This window comes from Amaricoccus macauensis (assembly GCF_049800915.1).
GTDB lineage: Bacteria > Pseudomonadota > Alphaproteobacteria > Rhodobacterales > Rhodobacteraceae > Amaricoccus > Amaricoccus macauensis_A.
Window position 1 is genome coordinate 1 of record NZ_JBNAFY010000006.1, and the last position, 17872, is coordinate 17872.

A 17872-nucleotide genomic window follows, 5' to 3' on the forward strand; every position below is an offset into this window, starting at 1 on the left:
CGAAGCCGCCAAACAGTGAAGCTGACAATCCCATCATCGGGCCGAAACCCTAGAGATCCGATATGCAAGAAGTCCGTCCGTCGTATGACAGAACCAAACACCCCACATATCCCTTCATCAAGATAATCATGTCAAAGAGCGCCACTCAGTCGGCAAAACAAACTTGGAAGCGTCTTTCTCGACGCGCCCTCGTTTGCGCTTTCCGGTGCCCCGTAGCCTCTCGGTCAGTGCCTCGTCCGCTGCGGTGAGGGGCTATCTAGAGATGGCCCCGGTGACTCGCAAGCGAAAAAATCCCGAAATCAGTAAAAAACTTTCAAAGCACTGATCCCAAACGATTTCTTCCATCACATTCCTGACGCACCCACAAATCCGCACAGAATCACACCCCCGCCCAAACACCGCAGAAACCCCAGAACCCCACCAAACAGAGAACAACGGGAAAAGGAGCAGAGTCCCAAACCGGCAATGCGGCCATATGCCCGCGCCATTGCAGCATGCGGGTAAACGAACTACCTCACCTGTTAACCAGATGGAGGTCCGACTTGCTCCTGAACCGCATTACCCAGAGCGTCACTCGAAGCATCGAGGACACCATAGAGGGGATCGGCGAGGCTCTGTTCGATCCAGTGATACGGCTGGGCGTCACGGGTCTGAGCCGTGCAGGCAAGACGGTGTTCATCACCTCGCTTGTCGCGAACATGCTCGATCGCGGCCGCATGCCGCAGCTCAAGGCGGTCTCCGATGGTCGCATCCGCTCCACCTTCCTGCAGCCCCATCCCGATCACACGGTCCCTCGCTTCGCCTTCGAAGACCACATGGCCGCGCTCACGGCACCGGAGCCGCATTGGCCCGAGAGCACGCGGTCGATCTCGACGCTGCGCCTATCGCTCAAGGTCCGCCCCTCGGGCCTGCTGACCGGGCTCGGGGGGCAGCGGACCATCCATCTCGACATCATCGACTATCCCGGTGAATGGCTGCTCGACCTGCCCCTCATGTCGCAGAGCTACGAGCAGTGGTCGGCGGCCGCCCTGGAGGCTGCGCGGGCCCCGTCCCGTGCGTCGCAGGCCGAAAGCTGGCTTGCCCGGCTCGAGGACTGCGACCCCGCCGCGAAACTCGACGAGCGGACGGCCACCGAACTTGCTGAGGCCTTCACAGCCTATCTTGCGGCTTCCCGCGCGGCCGGTCTTTCCTCGATGGCCCCCGGTCGCTTCCTGATGCCCGGCGACATGGAAGGCACGCCGGCGCTTACCTTCGCGCCCTTGCCGAAACCCGCGAAACCCGGCAGCGGCTCCCTCTGGCGGACCTTCGAGTCACGGTTCGAGTCCTACAAGCGTGTCGTGGTCGAGCCCTTCTTCCGCAACCATTTCGCCAAATTCGATCGGCAGATCGTTCTGATCGACGCACTCGGCGCGATATCCGACGGCCCCCCGGCGGTAGAGGACCTGCGCACGGCCATGGCGGAGATCCTCGCGTGCTTCCGGCCGGGACAGAACTCCTGGCTCGCCCCGATCCTCGGGCGCCGGGTCGATCGGATCCTCTTTGCCGCGACGAAGGCCGACCACCTGCACCACACGCAGCACGCCCGCCTCGCCGCGATCACGGAGGCTCTCGTCAAGGATGCCCGCGACCGCGCCAATTTCCGCGGTGCGAAGACCGGTGCGCTGGCCATCGCCAGTCTGCGCGCCACCGTGGAGCAGACCATCGAGCGAAACGGTCGTCAGATCGATCTCGTGCGCGGGAGGCTCTCGGACAACGGCGAGGACGGCGCCCTATTCCCGGGCAATCTACCGGAAAACCCGTCACACATTCTCTCGCCGGCGCGCCACGGCTCAACGGAGTGGGAAGGCGCGGCCTACAACATCACCCGCTTCGCGCCACCCAAGCTCGACCTGCGCCCCGGCGAAGCGCCGCCCCATATTCGCCTCGACCGGGCGATGGAATTCCTGATCGGAGACAAGCTCGCATGACCGGCCCCGACAACAAGACGGATGACGACGGTTTTGCCCCTTTCGTCCTCCGCGCATCGGATCTGCCCGAAACCGAGACGTCCAGTCCTGCCGATGCACCGCCCCCACCGGAAGATGTGACGAACGAAGAAGCTGCGATGACCAAGGTCACGCGCATCGCGGGTCGCAAGCGCAGGGGTATCGGCGCGTGGTTCTGGTCGGTCTTCACAGCTTTCCTGGGGCTGGTGATCTCGATCGCGGCCTACGACTACATCTCCGACCTGATGATCCGCTTTCCTGCCATCGGGACAGCTGCGCTCATGCTTCTCGTCGCGCTCGTTCTGATGCTGCTGATCCAGATCGGGCGGGAGATGCTGGCCTTCCGGCGCCTTGCCCGTATCGACAGCTTCCGCCGCGATTCCGCCTCCGCACTCGCTTCGGCGGATCACAAGGCCGCTCATGCGCTCTCCGAGCGGCTCGAACAGTTCTATGCCTCGCGCAGCGAACTGGCCTGGGGTGCCCGGTCGCTCAGCGAAGGTCGGGCGGACATGCTGGACGCCGATGCCATCATCGCCCTGACCGAGCGCAGCCTCTGCGGGCCTCTGGACCTGGAGGCCCGTCGGGAGGTCGAGGCCGCGGCGCGCACGGTGGCCGGGGTGACCGCCCTCATTCCGCTGGCGCTGGCCGACGTGCTCTCGGCCCTTTCAATGAACATTCGCATGATCCGGCGGATTGCGGAGGTCTACGGGGCGCACGCGGGTTTCTTCGGCTCCTGGCGGCTCCTTCGCTCCGTCGCGACCCACCTGATCGCGACCGGCGCGGTGGCCGTTGGCGACGATTTCATTTCCTCCGTCGCGGGGGGAAGCATGCTGACCCGCATTTCCCGCCGGTTCGGCGAAGGCATGGTCAATGGCGCCCTCACCGCGCGGGTGGGGGTCGCCGCCATGGAAGTCTGCCGACCCCTGCCCTTCTCGGCGCTCGACCGGCCTTCCGTGCGCGGGATCATGCGCCGCTCGGTCACTGGCCTCTTTCCCGATACGCGCAAGTAGAGACCCGCCATTTTGGCCTAGAGATCGACCAGCCCGACTGTTACCAACGCGATCATGGAACCAAGCTATCTCGAAACGGGCGATGGTCGCCGCATCGCCTATCACTTCACCGAAGGCGCGGAGCCGACGCTCATCTTTCTGGGCGGCTTCCGCTCCGACATGACCGGCACCAAGGCCAGCGTCCTGGAGGGTTGGGCCAAGGGCGCGGGACATGCCTTCCTGCGCTTCGACTATACCGGGCATGGGGCGTCCTCAGGCGACTTTCTCGATGGAAGCATCGGAGACTGGGCGCGGGACGCAGAGGACGCCATCACCCGCCTGACATCCGGCCCGCTCGTTCTCGTGGGTTCGAGCATGGGCGGCTGGATCAGCCTTCTGATGGCACGGCGGATCCCCGAACGGACCGCAGGCCTCATTGGCATTGCCGCTGCGCCGGACTTCACCGAAGATTCGATGTTCGAGGGGTTTACCCCCGCCCAGCGCGCGGAACTGGAAAGCGCGGGGTTTGTCGACACGCCTTCGGACTATTCCGATGAGCCGTATCGCATCACCCGGCGGCTGATCGAGGATGGACGGAACAACCTTGTCCTGCGATCTCCGCTTGATCTGCCTTTCCCCGTCCGGTTGCTGCATGGGACCGCCGACACGGATGTCCCGGTTTCCGTCGCGTTGCGCACCATGGAGCACGCGACCGGGCCCGATATCCGGCTGACCCTGGTGAAGGATGCCGATCACCGGTTCAGTGAGCCAGACAACCTTGCCCTTGTCGCGCGCACCATCGAAGAACTCGTCGCTCTTCGCGGATGATTGCCATTAGGGCCGGGTGCGTCAGGCCGCTTCAGCCTTGGGCAGATCCGACAGGACCTCGGCCGCGATCTCGAAAGACCGGCAGCGCGCCGAATGGTCATGAATCTGGCCCGTGACGATCACCTCGTCCGGGCGGTAGCGCTTCACCAGTTCGCCAATCTGCCGGCGCACCGTCTCCTTGCTTCCCGTCGCGGAAATCCGAAGGGCCTCGTTCACCGCTGAAAGGAAATGCCGGGGCACGATGCCGGAGATATCCTCGACCGGGCGCGGGAGCTTGCCGGGGCGACCGAGCCGAAGATTGGCAAAGGCTTGTTGCATGGAAGTCCTGAGATAGGCACCTTCCTCATCGGTATCGGCTGCAAAGACATTCATCGCCAGCATGAAGCGCGGCTTGGCGTTTTGCGCCGATGGCTGGAACCCCGAGCGATAGATCGCGATGGCATCATCGAGCGCGGCCGGTGCGAAGTGGGAGGCAAACGCGTAGGGCAGGCCAAGTTTCGCTGCCAATTGCGCGCCGAAGAGCGAGGAACCGAGGATCCAGACCGGCACATGGGTTCCCTCGCCAGGGATCGCCCGCACGTTTGCGCCCGCCCGCTCAGTGCCGAGATAGTCCATCAGCTCGACCACATCCCGCGGGAAGCTGTCTTCGCCCTGCATGTTGCGTCTCAGGGCGCGTGCAACTGCCAGATCGCCACCCGGCGCACGCCCCAGGCCGAGATCGATCCGGTTCGGGTGCATTTCCGCAAGCGTGCCGAACTGCTCGGCGATGGTCAGCGGCGCATGATTGGGGAGCATGATGCCGCCTGCACCAACGCGAATCGATCTCGTCGCATCGGCCACATGACCGATCAGGACCGCGGTTGCGGCACTCGCGATACCCGGCATGGCGTGATGCTCGGCGAGCCAGAACCGGTGATAGCCCCAGCTTTCGGCGTGACGGGCGAGATCGACAGTGTTGGAAATGGCCTTTGCCGTGGTTTCGCCTTCAGGGACCGGCGCGAGATCGAGAACCGAGAATTTCATTGCAGAGTCCTTGCTGACTGTTGCGCCTTATTTTGTATCGGTCAGACCAGAATTGAACCCTGCGAGCACAAAAAGCCTTCCGTCACCCCGGCCCTAGTCCTCGGACCAGGCATTCCCGACCCAGTCAGCAGGTCGGATATAGTGGCGCAGGTATCGAAACGGCGGGTCGCGGCGATCCTTCGAGAACAATCCCTGAAAGTGCGCCATCGGACCCTCGGTTGTGTAGTATTTGTTGAACTGCCCGGCAATCACGTGCGGCGGAAGCGTTCCGCCGGGAAAGATCACGACCCTTGCGCCCTCGGGCTGTCTGGGCGCGAGGAAGTAATTCAGCGGGAAGGGCCGTGTGCAATCCCGCCGGAAATGCCGGACCCATCCCGATGGCCAGAACTTGATCCCGTCCGGCGCATTGCGCGTCACGAAGCGTTGCTCGAAACGATACTCGTCGGCGACCGCCTGAGGGTCGGCCTTGAAGCGCTCCAATAGCGGAAGGAGCTTGCCAACCGGGAAACGGAAGATGGAGGTCTGACCGAGCCTCTCGAAGGGTGTGCTCTGGTTGCGGGCGAGGATCACGTCCTGAGGCTCGCCCTCCTCGAAGAACCCGTCCAGGTTCCCGACAACGACCATATCGAGGTCCATGAAGAGCACGGGGCCCTCCAGATCCGCAAGCTGCGCGCTCCAGAGGCGGGCCTTGGGCCAGATGCCCTGGGTACCCGTGGGCATTTCCACGTCCAGCTCGGGCAAAGGCTCGGTTCGAACCTCGGGCCGGATCCCTTCCGGGTTGTCACAGAAACAGGTGAAGGTGAAAGGCGGGGTGATATTGCGCGCCACGCCGGCGTAGAGCCGGTTGATGTAGCGTGGACCGTATTTCCGGCCCCAATTGATGCATATGATCTGCTTGGTCATGGGAGTCCCGGTCATCGCGCAGCCAGTGGCGGCACAGGGGCTTCAGAAATCGGACAGGATTCCCTTCCGTTCCCAATCGCCGAAGCGCGTCGGTTCCGGCCCATCGCGCCCGCCAAGCTCGGTCGGAAGCTCGAGAGGCGCAGCCTTCTGTCGGCGCTCGGCAGCTTCTTCCAACGCGCGTTTCGCCGCTGCGGCGATCCGCTCCTCTTTTTCGCTCGGTGTCTCGGACATATATTTCCCCCAGATCGGGTCTTAGTATATGGCCCGGAGGTTACGTGCTGCAAGGCCGGAGGAAACATGAACTATTTCAGAACAATGCTTCTGTTGGCCGCCATGACCGCCCTCTTCATGGGCGTCGGCTACCTGATCGGGGGCACGGGCGGAATGCTGATCGCGCTGGTCTTCGCGATCGGAACCAATGCGTTTGCCTACTGGAACTCCGACAAGATGGTCCTGCGGATGCACAACGCGGAGCCTGTGACCCAAGCCAGCGCGCCGGACCTCTATCAGATGGTCGGGGAACTCGCGCGCAATGCGGACCTGCCGATGCCGCGGGTCTACATCATTCATGACCAGCAGCCCAACGCCTTTGCCACGGGGCGCAATCCCGACAATGCCGCCGTGGCCGTCACCGCGGGCATCATGCGGCTCCTGAACAGAGAGGAACTTGCAGGCGTGGTGGCGCATGAGCTTGCCCATATCAAGAACCGCGACACGCTCACGATGACGATTGCCGCAACGGTGGCCGGTGCGGTCTCGATGCTTGCGCAGTTTGGCCTCTTCTTCGGCGGAAGCAGGGATGAGCGCAGCCCGTTCGGTTTCGTTGGCGTCATTCTGGCTGCATTGCTCGCACCGCTCGCCGCCACCATGATCCAGATGATGATCAGCCGGACGCGCGAATACTCCGCCGACCGGTTGGGGGCCGAAATCTGCGGTCAGCCGATGGCGCTCGCTTCCGCCCTCAAGAAGATCTCCGGCTATGCCGGCCGCATCGAAATGGAGAGCGCGGAGCGCAACCCGGCCTCGGCGCATATGTTCATCATCAATCCGCTTTCAGGGGCGCGCATGGACAATCTTTTTTCCACCCACCCCAATGTGGAAAACCGCATCCGCGCCTTGAGTGAAATGAGCGGCACCATGCAGCCCCGCTCACAGGCCACTGTGCGCAAGAGCACCATTCCGCGCGTTTCACGCCGTTCAGGACCTTGGGGTTGAGCGCGCCGGGCATCGCTGCCAGGCGGGCAGCGGCCGACCTCCTGTCCGGCGTGGTCGATCGGCATGAGAGCCTCGCGGATCAACTCGCCGCCTCGAACCGTAAGCGCGAGGATCTCGATCCGGCGGAACGGGCGCGTGCGCAGTCCCTCGCGACACGGACATTGCGGCACCTTGACCGGATCGATGCCCTGCTCGGCCAGTTCCTCGACCGCGCGCCGCCAAAGCCGGCACGCAATGCACTGAGGCTAGCTGTCGCGGAGGTGCATCTTGATGGCATCCCGCCACATGCCGCTGTCGACGGTGCGGTCCGCCTGGCCAAGTCTCATCAGAAATCACGCCATCTCTCGGGCCTCGTCAATGCGGTAGCAAGGCGCGCGGCCAATGCGACCGCGGAATGGCACTCCGCCGAGACCGTCCCGACGCAGGACTGGCTCTCGGCACGCATTGAGGCAATCTACGGAACCGATCCTGCTGTGGCGATCCAGGCAGTCCACCGGACCGAGCCACCGCTCGACCTGACCCCGCGGCGCCCTGCCGAGGCGGAAGACATCGCCGCCGAGCTCGGCGGTCAGCTTTTGCCGACCGGGTCGATCCGGCTCGAAAACCCCGGCCGGGTCACTGAGCTTGCGGGATTCGAGGAGGGCAAATGGTGGGTGCAGGATGCCGCCGCCGCCCTGCCCGCCCGGCTTCTTGGCAAGGTGCGTGGCGAGAAGTTACTCGATCTTTGCGCGGCACCGGGCGGCAAGACACTTCAGTTGGCCGCCGCCGGTGGGCAGGTTACAGCGCTTGATGTGTCGAGCCGTCGCCTGAAGCGTCTGCGCGAGAACCTCGCTCGGACGAAGCTCCCGGCCCGGATCGTGACGGCGGATGCGCTATCATGGGGGCCTGATGCGACCTTTGATGCGATCCTGCTCGACGCGCCCTGCTCGGCGACCGGAACGCTCCGCCGACACCCCGACCTGCCCCATATCCGAAAGCCGGAGGATGTCGCTAGCCTTGTCACGTTGCAGCGGGACCTCCTGACGCGGGCCTGGGACTGGCTCGCACCGGGCGGACGGCTGATCTACTGCACCTGTTCGCTCTTGCCGGAAGAAGGTGAGGCGCAGATTTCCGCATTTCTCGAGAGCCAGCCTTCCGCTCGGCTGGGTGTCGTGGAAACCGATGCTCTCGGCATTGCACCCGACTGGCTGGATGCAGCGGGGAGCCTGCGGTTGCGGCCGGATTTCTGGGCCGAGAGGGGCGGCATGGATGGCTTCTATGCCGCAGTCCTGCACAAGATGTGATGCAGACAGGTGACACCGGGCCGGTCTCACCTGTAGGTAGTGAGACACAACATGGTCTGACGCCCGGAAAACGGCATGTCTTTGACAATCAAGGCACTGCGTGAACGACTGGCTCGCCCGAGGCGACGCTGGGGCAACCGCATGGCCGCCAGACGGGCCAACCTGGGCGCGACGCCGGATGTGGCAGAGATGCTGCCCGAACCGGTCCTCTTCGGGGATGCCGACAGGGGAATGGCGCTGGTCGGGGGGACGTGGCAGGCTCTCGGACACGAGATCGCACTGGGCGAGAAGACTATCTGGGCGGCGCGCCTTCCCGACGCACGGCTGGAACCGGCACGACAAAGCTTCGGATGGCTCGATGACCTTGGAGCCCTCGGCAACAAGGCCGCCCGCACCCGCGCACAGAACTGGCTGCTCGACTGGATCAAGCGCTACGGCGCCGGCCTTGGTCCCGGCTGGACGCCTGAATGCGCGGGTCTGCGCGCCCAGCAATGGACCGCGCACGCGGCCCTGCTGGCAAAGGGGCTGGAGCCGAAACATGAAGACAGGTTCTGGCGCGCGCTTGCCGGCCAGCAACGCTATCTGACCCAGACCTGGCAGCAGGCCGACGCCGGATTGCCCCGCCTGCGGGCCCTCGCCGGTCTCGTTTGGAGCGGTATCATATTGCCGCATCGTGGCCACAGGGTCGCCATGGCCGAATTGGGCCAACTGGCTGAGACCCTGATCGACGGCAGCGGAGAGGTTGCAAGCCGCCGCCCCGAAGATCTGGCTGAAGCCCTGATCCTGCTGATTTGGACGGCGCGCGTTCTGGAGAATGCAGGCCAGCACGCACCTCCCGCGCACCTCTCCGCGATCGTGCGCGGTGTGCCTGTCCTGCGCCCCCTGCGCATGGGGGATGCGACTTTTGCGCGCTTCCACGGTGGTAGCCAGGGCGATCCCGACAGGCTGGATCAGGCGCTTGCGGAGTTGCGGATCGGCGTTCAGGCCAAACCGCCGCTCTCGATGGGCTTCTGTCGGCTGACCGGCGGCCGCACCGCTGTCGTGCTTGATGCCGCCGTTCCGCCAGCGGGTCCCCACGCACATCATGCCCATGCCAGCACATTGGCCTTCGAGATGAGCGTGAGCCGCCAGCCCCTCGTGGTCAATTGCGGGCCGGGGGAACCGTTCGGGCCGTCCTGGCACCTCGCCTCCCGTCAGACCGCGTTTCACTCGACGGTCGAAGTTGGCGGTCAGTCCTCGGCCTGGATCCGGTCCGGCGGCATCGTGTCCGGCACATTCGGGGCCCGGCTCACGGAGGGTCCGTTGCTCGTCTCGGTTCGTCAGGCGCAGGACGCGACCGGGCAATGGCTGCTGGCAACCCATGACGGATATTCGGCCAGCCGCGGTGTCATCCACGAGCGGCGCATATTTGTCGATGCGCGGGGCGCGGAAATCCGGGGCGAGGACATCCTCACGGTGCCCGACGCCCGCGCGCGATCCCAGTTCGACAAGTCGTCGTATGGACGCCCGACCACCTATGCTGCCCGCTTCCACCTCCACCCGGATCTCCGCGTCGATCACGACACGGTGCGCCAGCTCGTGCTCATGCTCCTGCCCACGGGCGAGGCATGGGTATTCAGGTCTACCGGGGGCGAGATTTCGCTGGAGGATTCGACCTACTTCGATCCTCGCACCGCACAGCCCATCGCCACGTTCCAGATTGTCGTGAATGGCGAGATCAAGGATTACCTCGGCCAGGCTGTCTGGTCCTTCAAGAGGCTCAAGGAGGCCCCGCGCGAAACGCCGGCCGAACCGGACAACGCCTTTCCCGAGACTTGAACAGGCCAGAATCGCACGTACGGCAGTTGCCCCTCAAGCAAGCGTCGAGTATCGGGAAGCCGCGCGGCCCGATATCGCCAAGGCCGCTCCTTTCGCTCATGTATCCGGTCCGCAACAAGGGTTTTCGAACAATGTCCACCGATCTCGTGCCAGTGAAGCGGGCGCTGCTTTCCGTATCCGACAAGACCGGTCTCGAGGATCTTGCCCGATCCCTCGTCGCGCGCGACATCGAACTCGTCTCCACCGGCGGCACGGCGAAAGCGATCAGGGAAGCCGGCCTTCCGGTCCGGGATGTCTCGAAGATGACCGAGTTCCCGGAAATGCTCGATGGCCGGGTAAAAACGCTGCACCCGATGGTCCATGGCGGCCTTCTGGCCGTGCGCGACGACCCCGCACATGCAGCCTCCATGCGTGAGTATGGCATCGAGGCGATCGATCTGCTGGTGGTCAACCTCTATCCTTTCGAGGCAACGGTCGCGAAAGGCGCGGATTACGACACCTGCATCGAGAACATCGATATTGGCGGGCCGGCCATGCTGCGTGCCGCCGCGAAGAACCACCGCTACGTGAGCGTCGTGACCGACGTGGAAGACTACGGCGCGCTTCTCGCCGAGCTGGAAGCCAACAACGGTGCGACGTCCTACGCCTTCCGGCAGAAACTGGCGCTGACGACCTATGCGCGCACCGGCGCCTATGATGCGGCCGTTTCTTCGTGGTTCGCGGGCGCACTCGGAGAGACATCGCCACGCCGCCGGGTCGTCGCGGGAACCTTGGCCCAGGATCTGCGCTATGGCGAGAACCCGCACCAGAACGCTGCCTTCTACCGCGACAGCAGCACCCGCCCGGGCGTGGCAACGGCCAAACAGTTGCAGGGCAAGGCGCTCTCTTACAACAACATCAATGACACGGATGCCGCATTCGAACTGGTGGCCGAATTCGCGCCCTCCGACGGTCCGGCCTGCGCCATCATAAAGCACGCCAACCCCTGCGGTGTGGCGCGCGGCGCGACGCTCGTGGACGCCTATCGCTCCGCCTTCGATTGCGACCGCACTTCGGCCTTCGGCGGGATCATCGCGCTCAACCAGACGCTTGACGCCCAGACGGCCATGGCGATCAGCGAGATCTTCACCGAGGTCGTGATCGCGCCCCAGATCAGCGCTGAAGCCGCGGAGATCTTCGCGAAGAAGAAGAACCTGCGTCTGCTGGAAACCGGCGGCCTTCCCGACCCGACCGATCCGCTCTTCGCCTGGCGCCAGGTCGCGGGGGGCTTCCTTGCCCAGGACAAGGACACGGGCCGCATAGCGGAGACGGATCTTCGGGTCGTGACGAAACGTGCCCCGAGCAATGCCGAACTGGCCGATCTCCTGTTTGCCTGGAAGGTCGCAAAGCACGTGAAGTCCAATGCCATCGTCTACGCCAAGAGTGGTGCCACGGTCGGCGTCGGCGCGGGACAGATGAGCCGCGTCGATTCGACGCGAATCGCTGCGCGCAAGGCCCAGGACATGGCAGAAGCTGTCGGACTGTCCGAATCCCCCACCCGTGGGTCCGTCGTGGCATCCGATGCCTTCTTTCCCTTCGCTGATGGCCTGTTGACCGCTGCGGAGGCCGGCGCCACGGCGGTGATCCAACCCGGCGGCTCGGTTCGGGACGACGAGGTGATCGCGGCTGCAGACGAAGCGGGGCTTGCGATGGTCTTCACCGGCATGCGCCACTTTCGGCACTGATCGCCCGGTGCCGATGCTTCTGCGAGCGCTTGCCGTTGCTCTGCCGGTCTTTCTGCTCGACCGGCTGAGCAAATACTGGGTCGTCGAGGTAATCGATCTGCGTAACCGACTGTTCGTACCAGTGCTTGACCCCTGGCTGAACTTCACCATGGCGTGGAACGAGGGCATCAATTTCGGCCTGATGGACATGGGCGGCAACGGACGGTGGGTTCTGATCGGGTTGGCTCTCGCGATCGTGCTGGGACTTGCGATCTGGATCCGCAAACAGGACAGCTGGCTGGTCGCCGCCGGGGCAGGTGCCATCATGGGGGGCGCGCTCGGAAACGTCTGGGATCGGATCCAGTACGGAGCTGTGGCCGATTTCCTCAACATGAGCTGCTGCGGCATCCAGAACCCGTTTGCCTTCAATATTGCCGACGCGGCGATCTTCGGGGGCGCCATCTTCATTGCCTTGTTCGTCCGAAGCGACGATGCACCTCGCTGATAGCCCCATGATCAACACATCCAGCGGGATTGTGCGGAGCATGTCGGCAGAGACCTATTATCAGATGGCATTTCCATCTGAACCGGTTTTGGTCTAGAGACGAGACCGTCAAAAACGGATAGCGCCGATCATGCCGATACCGCCCCGAAAGGTGACATACGCCGTCCTTCTCCTGCCGCTCGCGCTGCTTCTTGGCGGATGCGGAAACGGTGGGCTCGCGGGCGCATTGCGCTCGTCCGGCGTGACCAGCACCCCGGACGAATTCCTGGTTCTGCCCACCCGGCCGCTCGAAATGCCCGACGATCTTGCGGCTCTTCCCACGCCGACGCCGGGTCAGCGGAGCCGAGTGGAATACGAGCCCGAGGCGATCGCCGTCGCGGGGCTGACCGGCCGGGAAAGCACGGCTCGCACCGCCAACGGCACGGCGCTGCTCGCGCGCGCAGGCGTTGCCTCCAACACGCCGCAGATCCGGCAGATCCTCGCCGAAGAGGACGTGGTCTACCAGCAGAACCACAAGGGGCGCTTGCTCGAGTGGGTCTTCTCGCCAGACAAGGAATCGCTGGTCTACCGCGACATGATCCTCGATCCGGGCGCGGCCTACGAGGCGATGCGCGCACGTGGGGTCAAGGTTCCTGCGGCACCGCCCGAACTTCTCGAGGGCGACAACTGAGTTCGCCCCGGAAATCGGGCGGATTCGGCGCGTCTACAGCTTCTTCACGAGCCCCAATGCGAATATCACGAGTGCGGCGCAGGCACAGACGGCCATGATTCCCGCCATCGGGTAGGCCGTCCCGTCCTGCAGCATTCCCACCATCCCGCTGACCACAGCACCGAACCCGAACTGCACGACGCCGACGATGGCCGATGCGCTGCCCGTGAGCCCGCTTGCGGCCTTGAGCGAGATTGCCACCGAATTGGCCGACGACATCGGTATCGGGGCGAGGCAGAAGAAAGCAAGAATCACGACAACAGTCAGGGAATCGGTCCCGGCCATTCCGAGCAGGGCCAGGCCCGCGACGGCTGTCACGATGGATGCCGCGATCAGAACGTGCCGCAACTGGTAGTATGAGAGAAACAAACGGTTGAGCTGGGACAAGCCGATCATCCCGATCGCATTGAGAGCGAAGAGCCAGCCGAAGAGTTGCGGGCTCGCCCCAAAGACTTCCATGTAGACGAAAGGGCATGCCGCGACGAACGTAAAGAGGGCCGCGAGGCTGAAGCCCGCCCCGAATGTCGGAACGAGGAAATCCCGGTTCGTGAGCACGAGGCCATAGTTGCGCAGGACGCTTCCAAGGTTGAACGGCTTGCGCTCCTCCCGCGGCAGGGTCTCCGGAAGCCCCAGGAACGCGGCGATCCAGCAGCCCGCCCCAATCACTGCCAGCAGGATGAAGATCAGGTGCCAGCTCGCATGCGCGACGATATAGGCGCCGGTCATGGGCGCCAGAACGGGCGCAAGCCCGATGGCCAGCATCAGGAGCGACATCACGCGGGCGACCTCGGTTTCCTCGAAGAGATCGCTGATGATTGCCCGCCCGATGATCATGCCAGCACACGCGCCCACCGCCTGAAAGAACCGCAGGATGACGAAGCTTTCGATATTGGGTGCCAGCGCAAGCAACAGCGATGTGAGAGTGAAGCCGCCGATCCCCGCGAGCAGCGCACCCCTGCGGCCATAACTGTCGATTAGCGGGCCGTAGAGCAACTGGCCCAGTGCCAGCCCGAGGAAGAAGAGGGAGAGCCCTAGCTGGACCTCGGCCGCCGTGGCGTCGAAAACCCGCGCGAGCTCGGGAAAGCTCGCAAGATACATGTCGATGGCGAATGGGCCTGTGGCCGTGAGAGCCCCCAGAATGGCCACAAGCCGGACGAATGCCCTGCCCTCGATATGTGCAGTCATGGCAGGACCCCCGCAATACTCGAAAATCAATGTCAGTTGCCGCTGTGTTTCGCAGAATTCCCGTGGGAGCAAGGGCCGCCCCCTTTAACTGCCGCTCACAGAACCGTGAATCGGCCCTCGACCTAGCCCATGCGCTCGGAGGCGAACCCGCCCGGGCTTGCAGGAAAGACCACCGTTCGGCTGCCATTCATGAAGACCCGGCGATGGATCACCGCGTGGATGGCTCGGGCCAGAACCTGGGCCTCCACGTCGCGGCCGATCGCGACATAATCATCCACGCTCTGAGCATGGGTCACGCGGGCGGTGTCCTGTTCGATGATCGGACCTTCATCGAGATCGGTCGTGACGAAATGCGCAGTCGCACCAATGAGCTTCACACCGCGTTCATGTGCCTGCTGATAGGGCCGCGCACCCTTGAAACTCGGCAGGAACGAGTGGTGGATATTGATGATCCGGCCCGACATCTTCTCGCACAGTGCACCGGAGAGCACCTGCATGTAGCGGGCCAGAACCACGAGTTCCGTGCCCGATTCCTCGACGATCTCGAGAAGCTCGGCCTCTGCCTTGGGCTTGTTTTCCTTAGTCACCTTGATGTGGTGGAATGGGAGGTCATGGTTCACGACCACTTTCTGGTAGGTCATGTGGTTGGAGACGACACCCGTGACCTCGATGGGCAGCGCGCCGATCCGCCAGCGATAGAGCAGATCGTTGAGGCAGTGCCCGAAACTCGAGACCATCAACAAGACCTTCATCTTCCTGGAACTGTCGTGAAATGCCCATTCCATCTCGAAGCGCTCGGCGACCGCCTGGAATGACTCGCGCAGTGTTTCGAGATCCGCGCCCGTCTCACTGTCGAAGCTGGTGCGCATGAAGAAGTTGCCGGTCTGGCGATCATCGAACTGCGCACTGTCGCGGATATTGCAACCGTAATCGGCCAGGAACGTGGAAACGGCAGCGACGATCCCACGTGTGGAGGGGCATTGCACGGTGAGCACGAAGGATGTGGACATCGGATCTCCAGCCGTTTCTTGATGGGCCTGACAGCGCCTTATGCCCGGAAGCGACACCACCCGCGGCACGAAAAGCGACACCTTGCGGCTGGTTTTGTGCGGCGTGCCTCAACCATGACCGTCCTCTCCGTCTGTGAGGGTGTGCTTCAGGCGCCGCACACCGAGCCAGACCGCGATGACCACCGGTACGGTCAGGAGCGCGACGACATGGGTCTTGTCGAGACCGAGCTTGTAGCCGATTGGCGCGAGAAGGCCGGCGGCGAGGTTGACCGCATAGTAGCTGATTGCGACGACCGAGAGGCCCTCGACCGTCTCCTGCAAGCGAAGCTGAAGCGCCGCCCGTCGGTCCATCGCTTTGAGAATCTCGACATTCTGCTCCTGATTGGCAACGTCCACGCGGGTTCGCAGGAGGTTCGCGGCGCGTTCGGCGCGGCCCGAGAGTTCCGCAAGCCTTCCCTTCGATGAGCGACAGGTGCGCATGGCCGGATCGAACCGACGCATCATGAACTCGCTCAGAAGCTGGTGATCACCGATCCGCCTTTCTCGAAGCGCGCTGATCCGATGCATGACAATGGCCTCATAGGCCTCGAAAGCGCCGAACCGGAATGCCGTGGCGGAGGAAAGTGCCTCGATCTCTGCGGTCATCGTCAGCAGCCGCCGTAGAACCTCGGCGGCCTCGTTGCTCTCCCGCGCCATTCCGGCCGCGTTCTCCGCGAGTTCCCGGTCCAGATGCGCCACCGTGCCGGAGACCTTACGTGCCGTTGGCAGGGTCAGCATGGCCATGCTCTTGTAGGTCTCGACCTCGAGCACACGCTGCACGATTCGGCCCAATCGGCTATCGGTGATGTCGGGATGCGCCAGAACGGCAAAGCGCATGTGCCCGTGTTCATCGATCTGGAAATCACCGACGACCACCGCAGTGTCCTCCGTCACCGCGCTCGCGGTGAGGCTCTCGGGCACGAACCAGCCGGGGAAGTTCCGGTTCATGTAGTCCTCGCGGTCTTCCGGCTCGACCGTTTCCACATTCACGACACAGGAGGTCACGATCCGGCCCGGCGCATCGGCCAGCCAGTCGCGGGGAAAGAGGTTGAACAGATCCGGCGAGAACGGCTCGCTATGCGGTTCGGTCGCAAAGAGCGTGTAGGTCACGAACTCGGTGTGCATCTCCCATTTCAGGAAACCACGGCCCAGCTTGCCCGAATACTGGTCAGCATTCGGTGCGGGACGGGAAGCGCCATAGCGATCGAGAAGGGCCTCGAGATGGGCGAGATCTTCCGAGCGGTCCCTTTCAGCAGCGTTCTCGACCTTCTTGATCGCGAGATACATCGCGCGGCATGGAGCCTTAAGCACCGGGAAGGGCCGGGCGTGCAGTTCATTGGCAAGCGCATAACGCATCGGATGATCGGGAAGCGGGGTCTGCGCCATTCTCTGCTCCGGTTGGCCGTTGCGAGCAGCTTACAAGCCTCGTCCGGGCGAGTCATTGCGCCGAAAGGCTCAGGCGCGAACCGGCCTGCATCCTGTGTCGCCAGTGCCGCGTCGAATCTCAGACGCGCCCCGCGTGGTCGAGAACCTCGACGCCAAGGACGGTCGGCAAGTGCCGCGCGATCTCTGACCAGGTCTCACCTTCGTCAAGGCTCGCGAACACCGATCCGCTGTTGGTCCCGAAATAGACCCCGACCGGATCGCGACCATCTGTGGCCATGGCCTGCCGCAAGACGGTGAAGAAGCAGCTTTTCTGGGGCAGCCCGTCGCGCATGGCCAGCCAGCTTGCCCCGCCGTCGTCGGAGCGCCAAACCGCGCAGGCCGCGTCGGGCGGAAAGCGGCCGGCCATGTCGCCATTGAGCGGCAGGGTCCAGACCGTTTGACCATCGCGCGGGTGAACGGCGATGGGAAAGCCGAAGGACGAGGGCAATCCGGGTGTGATGTCATCCCAACTTCGCCCGCCATCGCGCGAGCGCCAGACGCCATGGTGGTTCTGCTGGTAGAGCAGATCGGCATCCCCGGGGGCACGGACCATGTTATGGACGCAATGCCCGGTTTCGCCATCCCGCGGCGCGGCCGGGTGGTCGTGCTGGTCGCTGCATTCCGCATTCGACAGCCGGTTGCGCCGCTCCCAGCTTGCCCCGCCATCTTCGGTCGCGAAGACACCGGCCGCGGAGATCGCCACCCAGATCTTGCCGGGATCGGCGGGATGCGTGACGATGGTGTGCAGCACCAGCCCGGCGCCCCCCGGCGTCCAGCTCTCGGCAGAGGGGTGATCGGTCAGCCCCTCGACCTTTTCCCATGTCCTTCCGCCATCGCGACTCGAGATCAGGCTGGCGGGCTTGGTCCCTGCATGAAGCAGGCCATGCGCATGGTGAAGCGACCAGATCTGGGAGAAATCCTCGTTGAAGGGGAGCGGCGCGTCCGTCCAGCCGATCATGGCCGCGAAATCGGGATCGTTGGCAGCCCATTCATCCATCTGGCCTTTGGTGAGTTTCGCAAGAGACCAGGTTTCACCGCCATCCTCTGAACGCCAGACACCGGCCCCATTCCAGTCGCCGCCGCCTCCGGCCCAGATCGTGCCGGTTTCGGGATCGCCCGCCATGTGGTTGATCGGCCAGCCATTGCAGAACGGTCCGCGCACCTCCCAGCCCGCGCGCTCCGCACCGCCCTCGACCAGGAATGCGCCTTTGCTGGTACCGACCAGTATCGTCACGCCACCCGACACCATGCG

Annotated in this window: 16 protein-coding genes; 9 read left to right on the top strand and 7 right to left on the bottom strand. The window is 64.0% G+C overall.

The features are described 5' to 3' along the window. Window positions 1–542 precede the first annotated feature (542 nt). From ACP15W_RS15130 to ACP15W_RS15140, 3 genes are read left to right on the top strand one after another with little or no spacing between them, the layout of a single operon-like run. Window positions 543–1967, top strand: coding sequence for a YcjX family protein (locus ACP15W_RS15130; protein ID WP_424933758.1), 1425 nt, complete (start codon window positions 543–545; stop codon window positions 1965–1967). Continuing rightward, the gene (locus ACP15W_RS15135; protein ID WP_424933759.1) at window positions 1964–2995 is read left to right on the top strand and encodes a YcjF family protein; all 1032 of its coding nucleotides are present in this window, start codon (window positions 1964–1966) and stop codon (window positions 2993–2995) included. Before ACP15W_RS15130 ends, ACP15W_RS15135 begins: the two co-directional genes overlap by 4 nt. A 51-nt stretch (window positions 2996–3046) precedes the next feature. Next, a complete protein-coding gene (locus tag ACP15W_RS15140; protein ID WP_424934046.1) occupies window positions 3047–3802 on the top strand; it encodes an alpha/beta hydrolase in 756 nt (251 codons plus the stop codon). A 21-nt stretch (window positions 3803–3823) separates the two neighbouring features. Here the strand turns inward: ACP15W_RS15140 and ACP15W_RS15145 are convergent, their stop codons facing one another. From ACP15W_RS15145 to ACP15W_RS15155, 3 genes are all read right to left on the bottom strand, one after another. Further along, window positions 3824–4825 carry an LLM class flavin-dependent oxidoreductase gene (locus ACP15W_RS15145; protein WP_424933760.1) on the bottom strand — a complete coding sequence of 334 codons (1002 nt, stop codon included), beginning with the start codon at window positions 4823–4825 and terminating at the stop codon, window positions 3824–3826. Window positions 4826–4918: 93 nt separating this feature from the next. After that, entirely contained in the window at window positions 4919–5728 is an 810-nt protein-coding gene (locus tag ACP15W_RS15150) for a glycosyl transferase (protein WP_424933761.1), read from the bottom strand. Window positions 5729–5770: 42 nt separating this feature from the next. After that, a complete protein-coding gene (locus ACP15W_RS15155) occupies window positions 5771–5959 on the bottom strand; it encodes a DUF1674 domain-containing protein (RefSeq protein ID WP_424933762.1) in 189 nt (62 codons plus the stop codon). 66 nt (window positions 5960–6025) lie between these two features. On the opposite strand from ACP15W_RS15155, the gene htpX reads away from it, so the two are divergent. The 6 genes from htpX to ACP15W_RS15185 all read left to right on the top strand — a co-directional run bounded on the left by htpX (window position 6026) and on the right by ACP15W_RS15185 (window position 12922). Beyond that, the gene (gene htpX, locus ACP15W_RS15160; protein ID WP_424933763.1) at window positions 6026–6943 is read left to right on the top strand and encodes a zinc metalloprotease HtpX; all 918 of its coding nucleotides are present in this window, start codon (window positions 6026–6028) and stop codon (window positions 6941–6943) included. Continuing rightward, window positions 6940–8226, top strand: a complete 1287-nt coding sequence (locus ACP15W_RS15165) for an RsmB/NOP family class I SAM-dependent RNA methyltransferase (RefSeq protein WP_424933764.1) — start codon at window positions 6940–6942, stop codon at window positions 8224–8226. Before htpX ends, ACP15W_RS15165 begins: the two co-directional genes overlap by 4 nt. A gap of 75 nt (window positions 8227–8301) precedes the next feature. Beyond that, window positions 8302–10044, top strand: a complete 1743-nt coding sequence (locus tag ACP15W_RS15170; RefSeq protein ID WP_424933765.1) for a heparinase II/III family protein — start codon at window positions 8302–8304, stop codon at window positions 10042–10044. A gap of 131 nt (window positions 10045–10175) precedes the next feature. Continuing rightward, on the top strand, window positions 10176–11768 hold the full coding sequence (gene purH, locus ACP15W_RS15175) for a bifunctional phosphoribosylaminoimidazolecarboxamide formyltransferase/IMP cyclohydrolase (RefSeq protein ID WP_424933766.1): 1593 nt from the start codon (window positions 10176–10178) through the stop codon (window positions 11766–11768). A 13-nt stretch (window positions 11769–11781) separates the two neighbouring features. After that, the gene (gene lspA, locus ACP15W_RS15180; protein ID WP_424934047.1) at window positions 11782–12252 is read left to right on the top strand and encodes a signal peptidase II; all 471 of its coding nucleotides are present in this window, start codon (window positions 11782–11784) and stop codon (window positions 12250–12252) included. A gap of 130 nt (window positions 12253–12382) precedes the next feature. Continuing rightward, the gene (locus ACP15W_RS15185) at window positions 12383–12922 is read left to right on the top strand and encodes a DUF3035 domain-containing protein (RefSeq protein WP_424933767.1); all 540 of its coding nucleotides are present in this window, start codon (window positions 12383–12385) and stop codon (window positions 12920–12922) included. 33 nt (window positions 12923–12955) lie between these two features. Here the strand turns inward: ACP15W_RS15185 and ACP15W_RS15190 are convergent, their stop codons facing one another. The 4 genes from ACP15W_RS15190 to ACP15W_RS15205 form a co-directional block, all read right to left on the bottom strand. Further along, the gene (locus tag ACP15W_RS15190; RefSeq protein WP_424933768.1) at window positions 12956–14146 is read right to left on the bottom strand and encodes a multidrug effflux MFS transporter; all 1191 of its coding nucleotides are present in this window, start codon (window positions 14144–14146) and stop codon (window positions 12956–12958) included. A gap of 122 nt (window positions 14147–14268) precedes the next feature. Beyond that, entirely contained in the window at window positions 14269–15156 is an 888-nt protein-coding gene (purU, locus tag ACP15W_RS15195; RefSeq protein ID WP_424933769.1) for a formyltetrahydrofolate deformylase, read from the bottom strand. A gap of 108 nt (window positions 15157–15264) precedes the next feature. Continuing rightward, window positions 15265–16581, bottom strand: coding sequence for a DUF3422 family protein (locus ACP15W_RS15200; protein ID WP_424933770.1), 1317 nt, complete (start codon window positions 16579–16581; stop codon window positions 15265–15267). Window positions 16582–16699: 118 nt separating this feature from the next. Beyond that, window positions 16700–17869, bottom strand: coding sequence for an exo-alpha-sialidase (locus ACP15W_RS15205; RefSeq protein ID WP_424934048.1), 1170 nt, complete (start codon window positions 17867–17869; stop codon window positions 16700–16702). Window positions 17870–17872 lie beyond the last annotated feature (3 nt).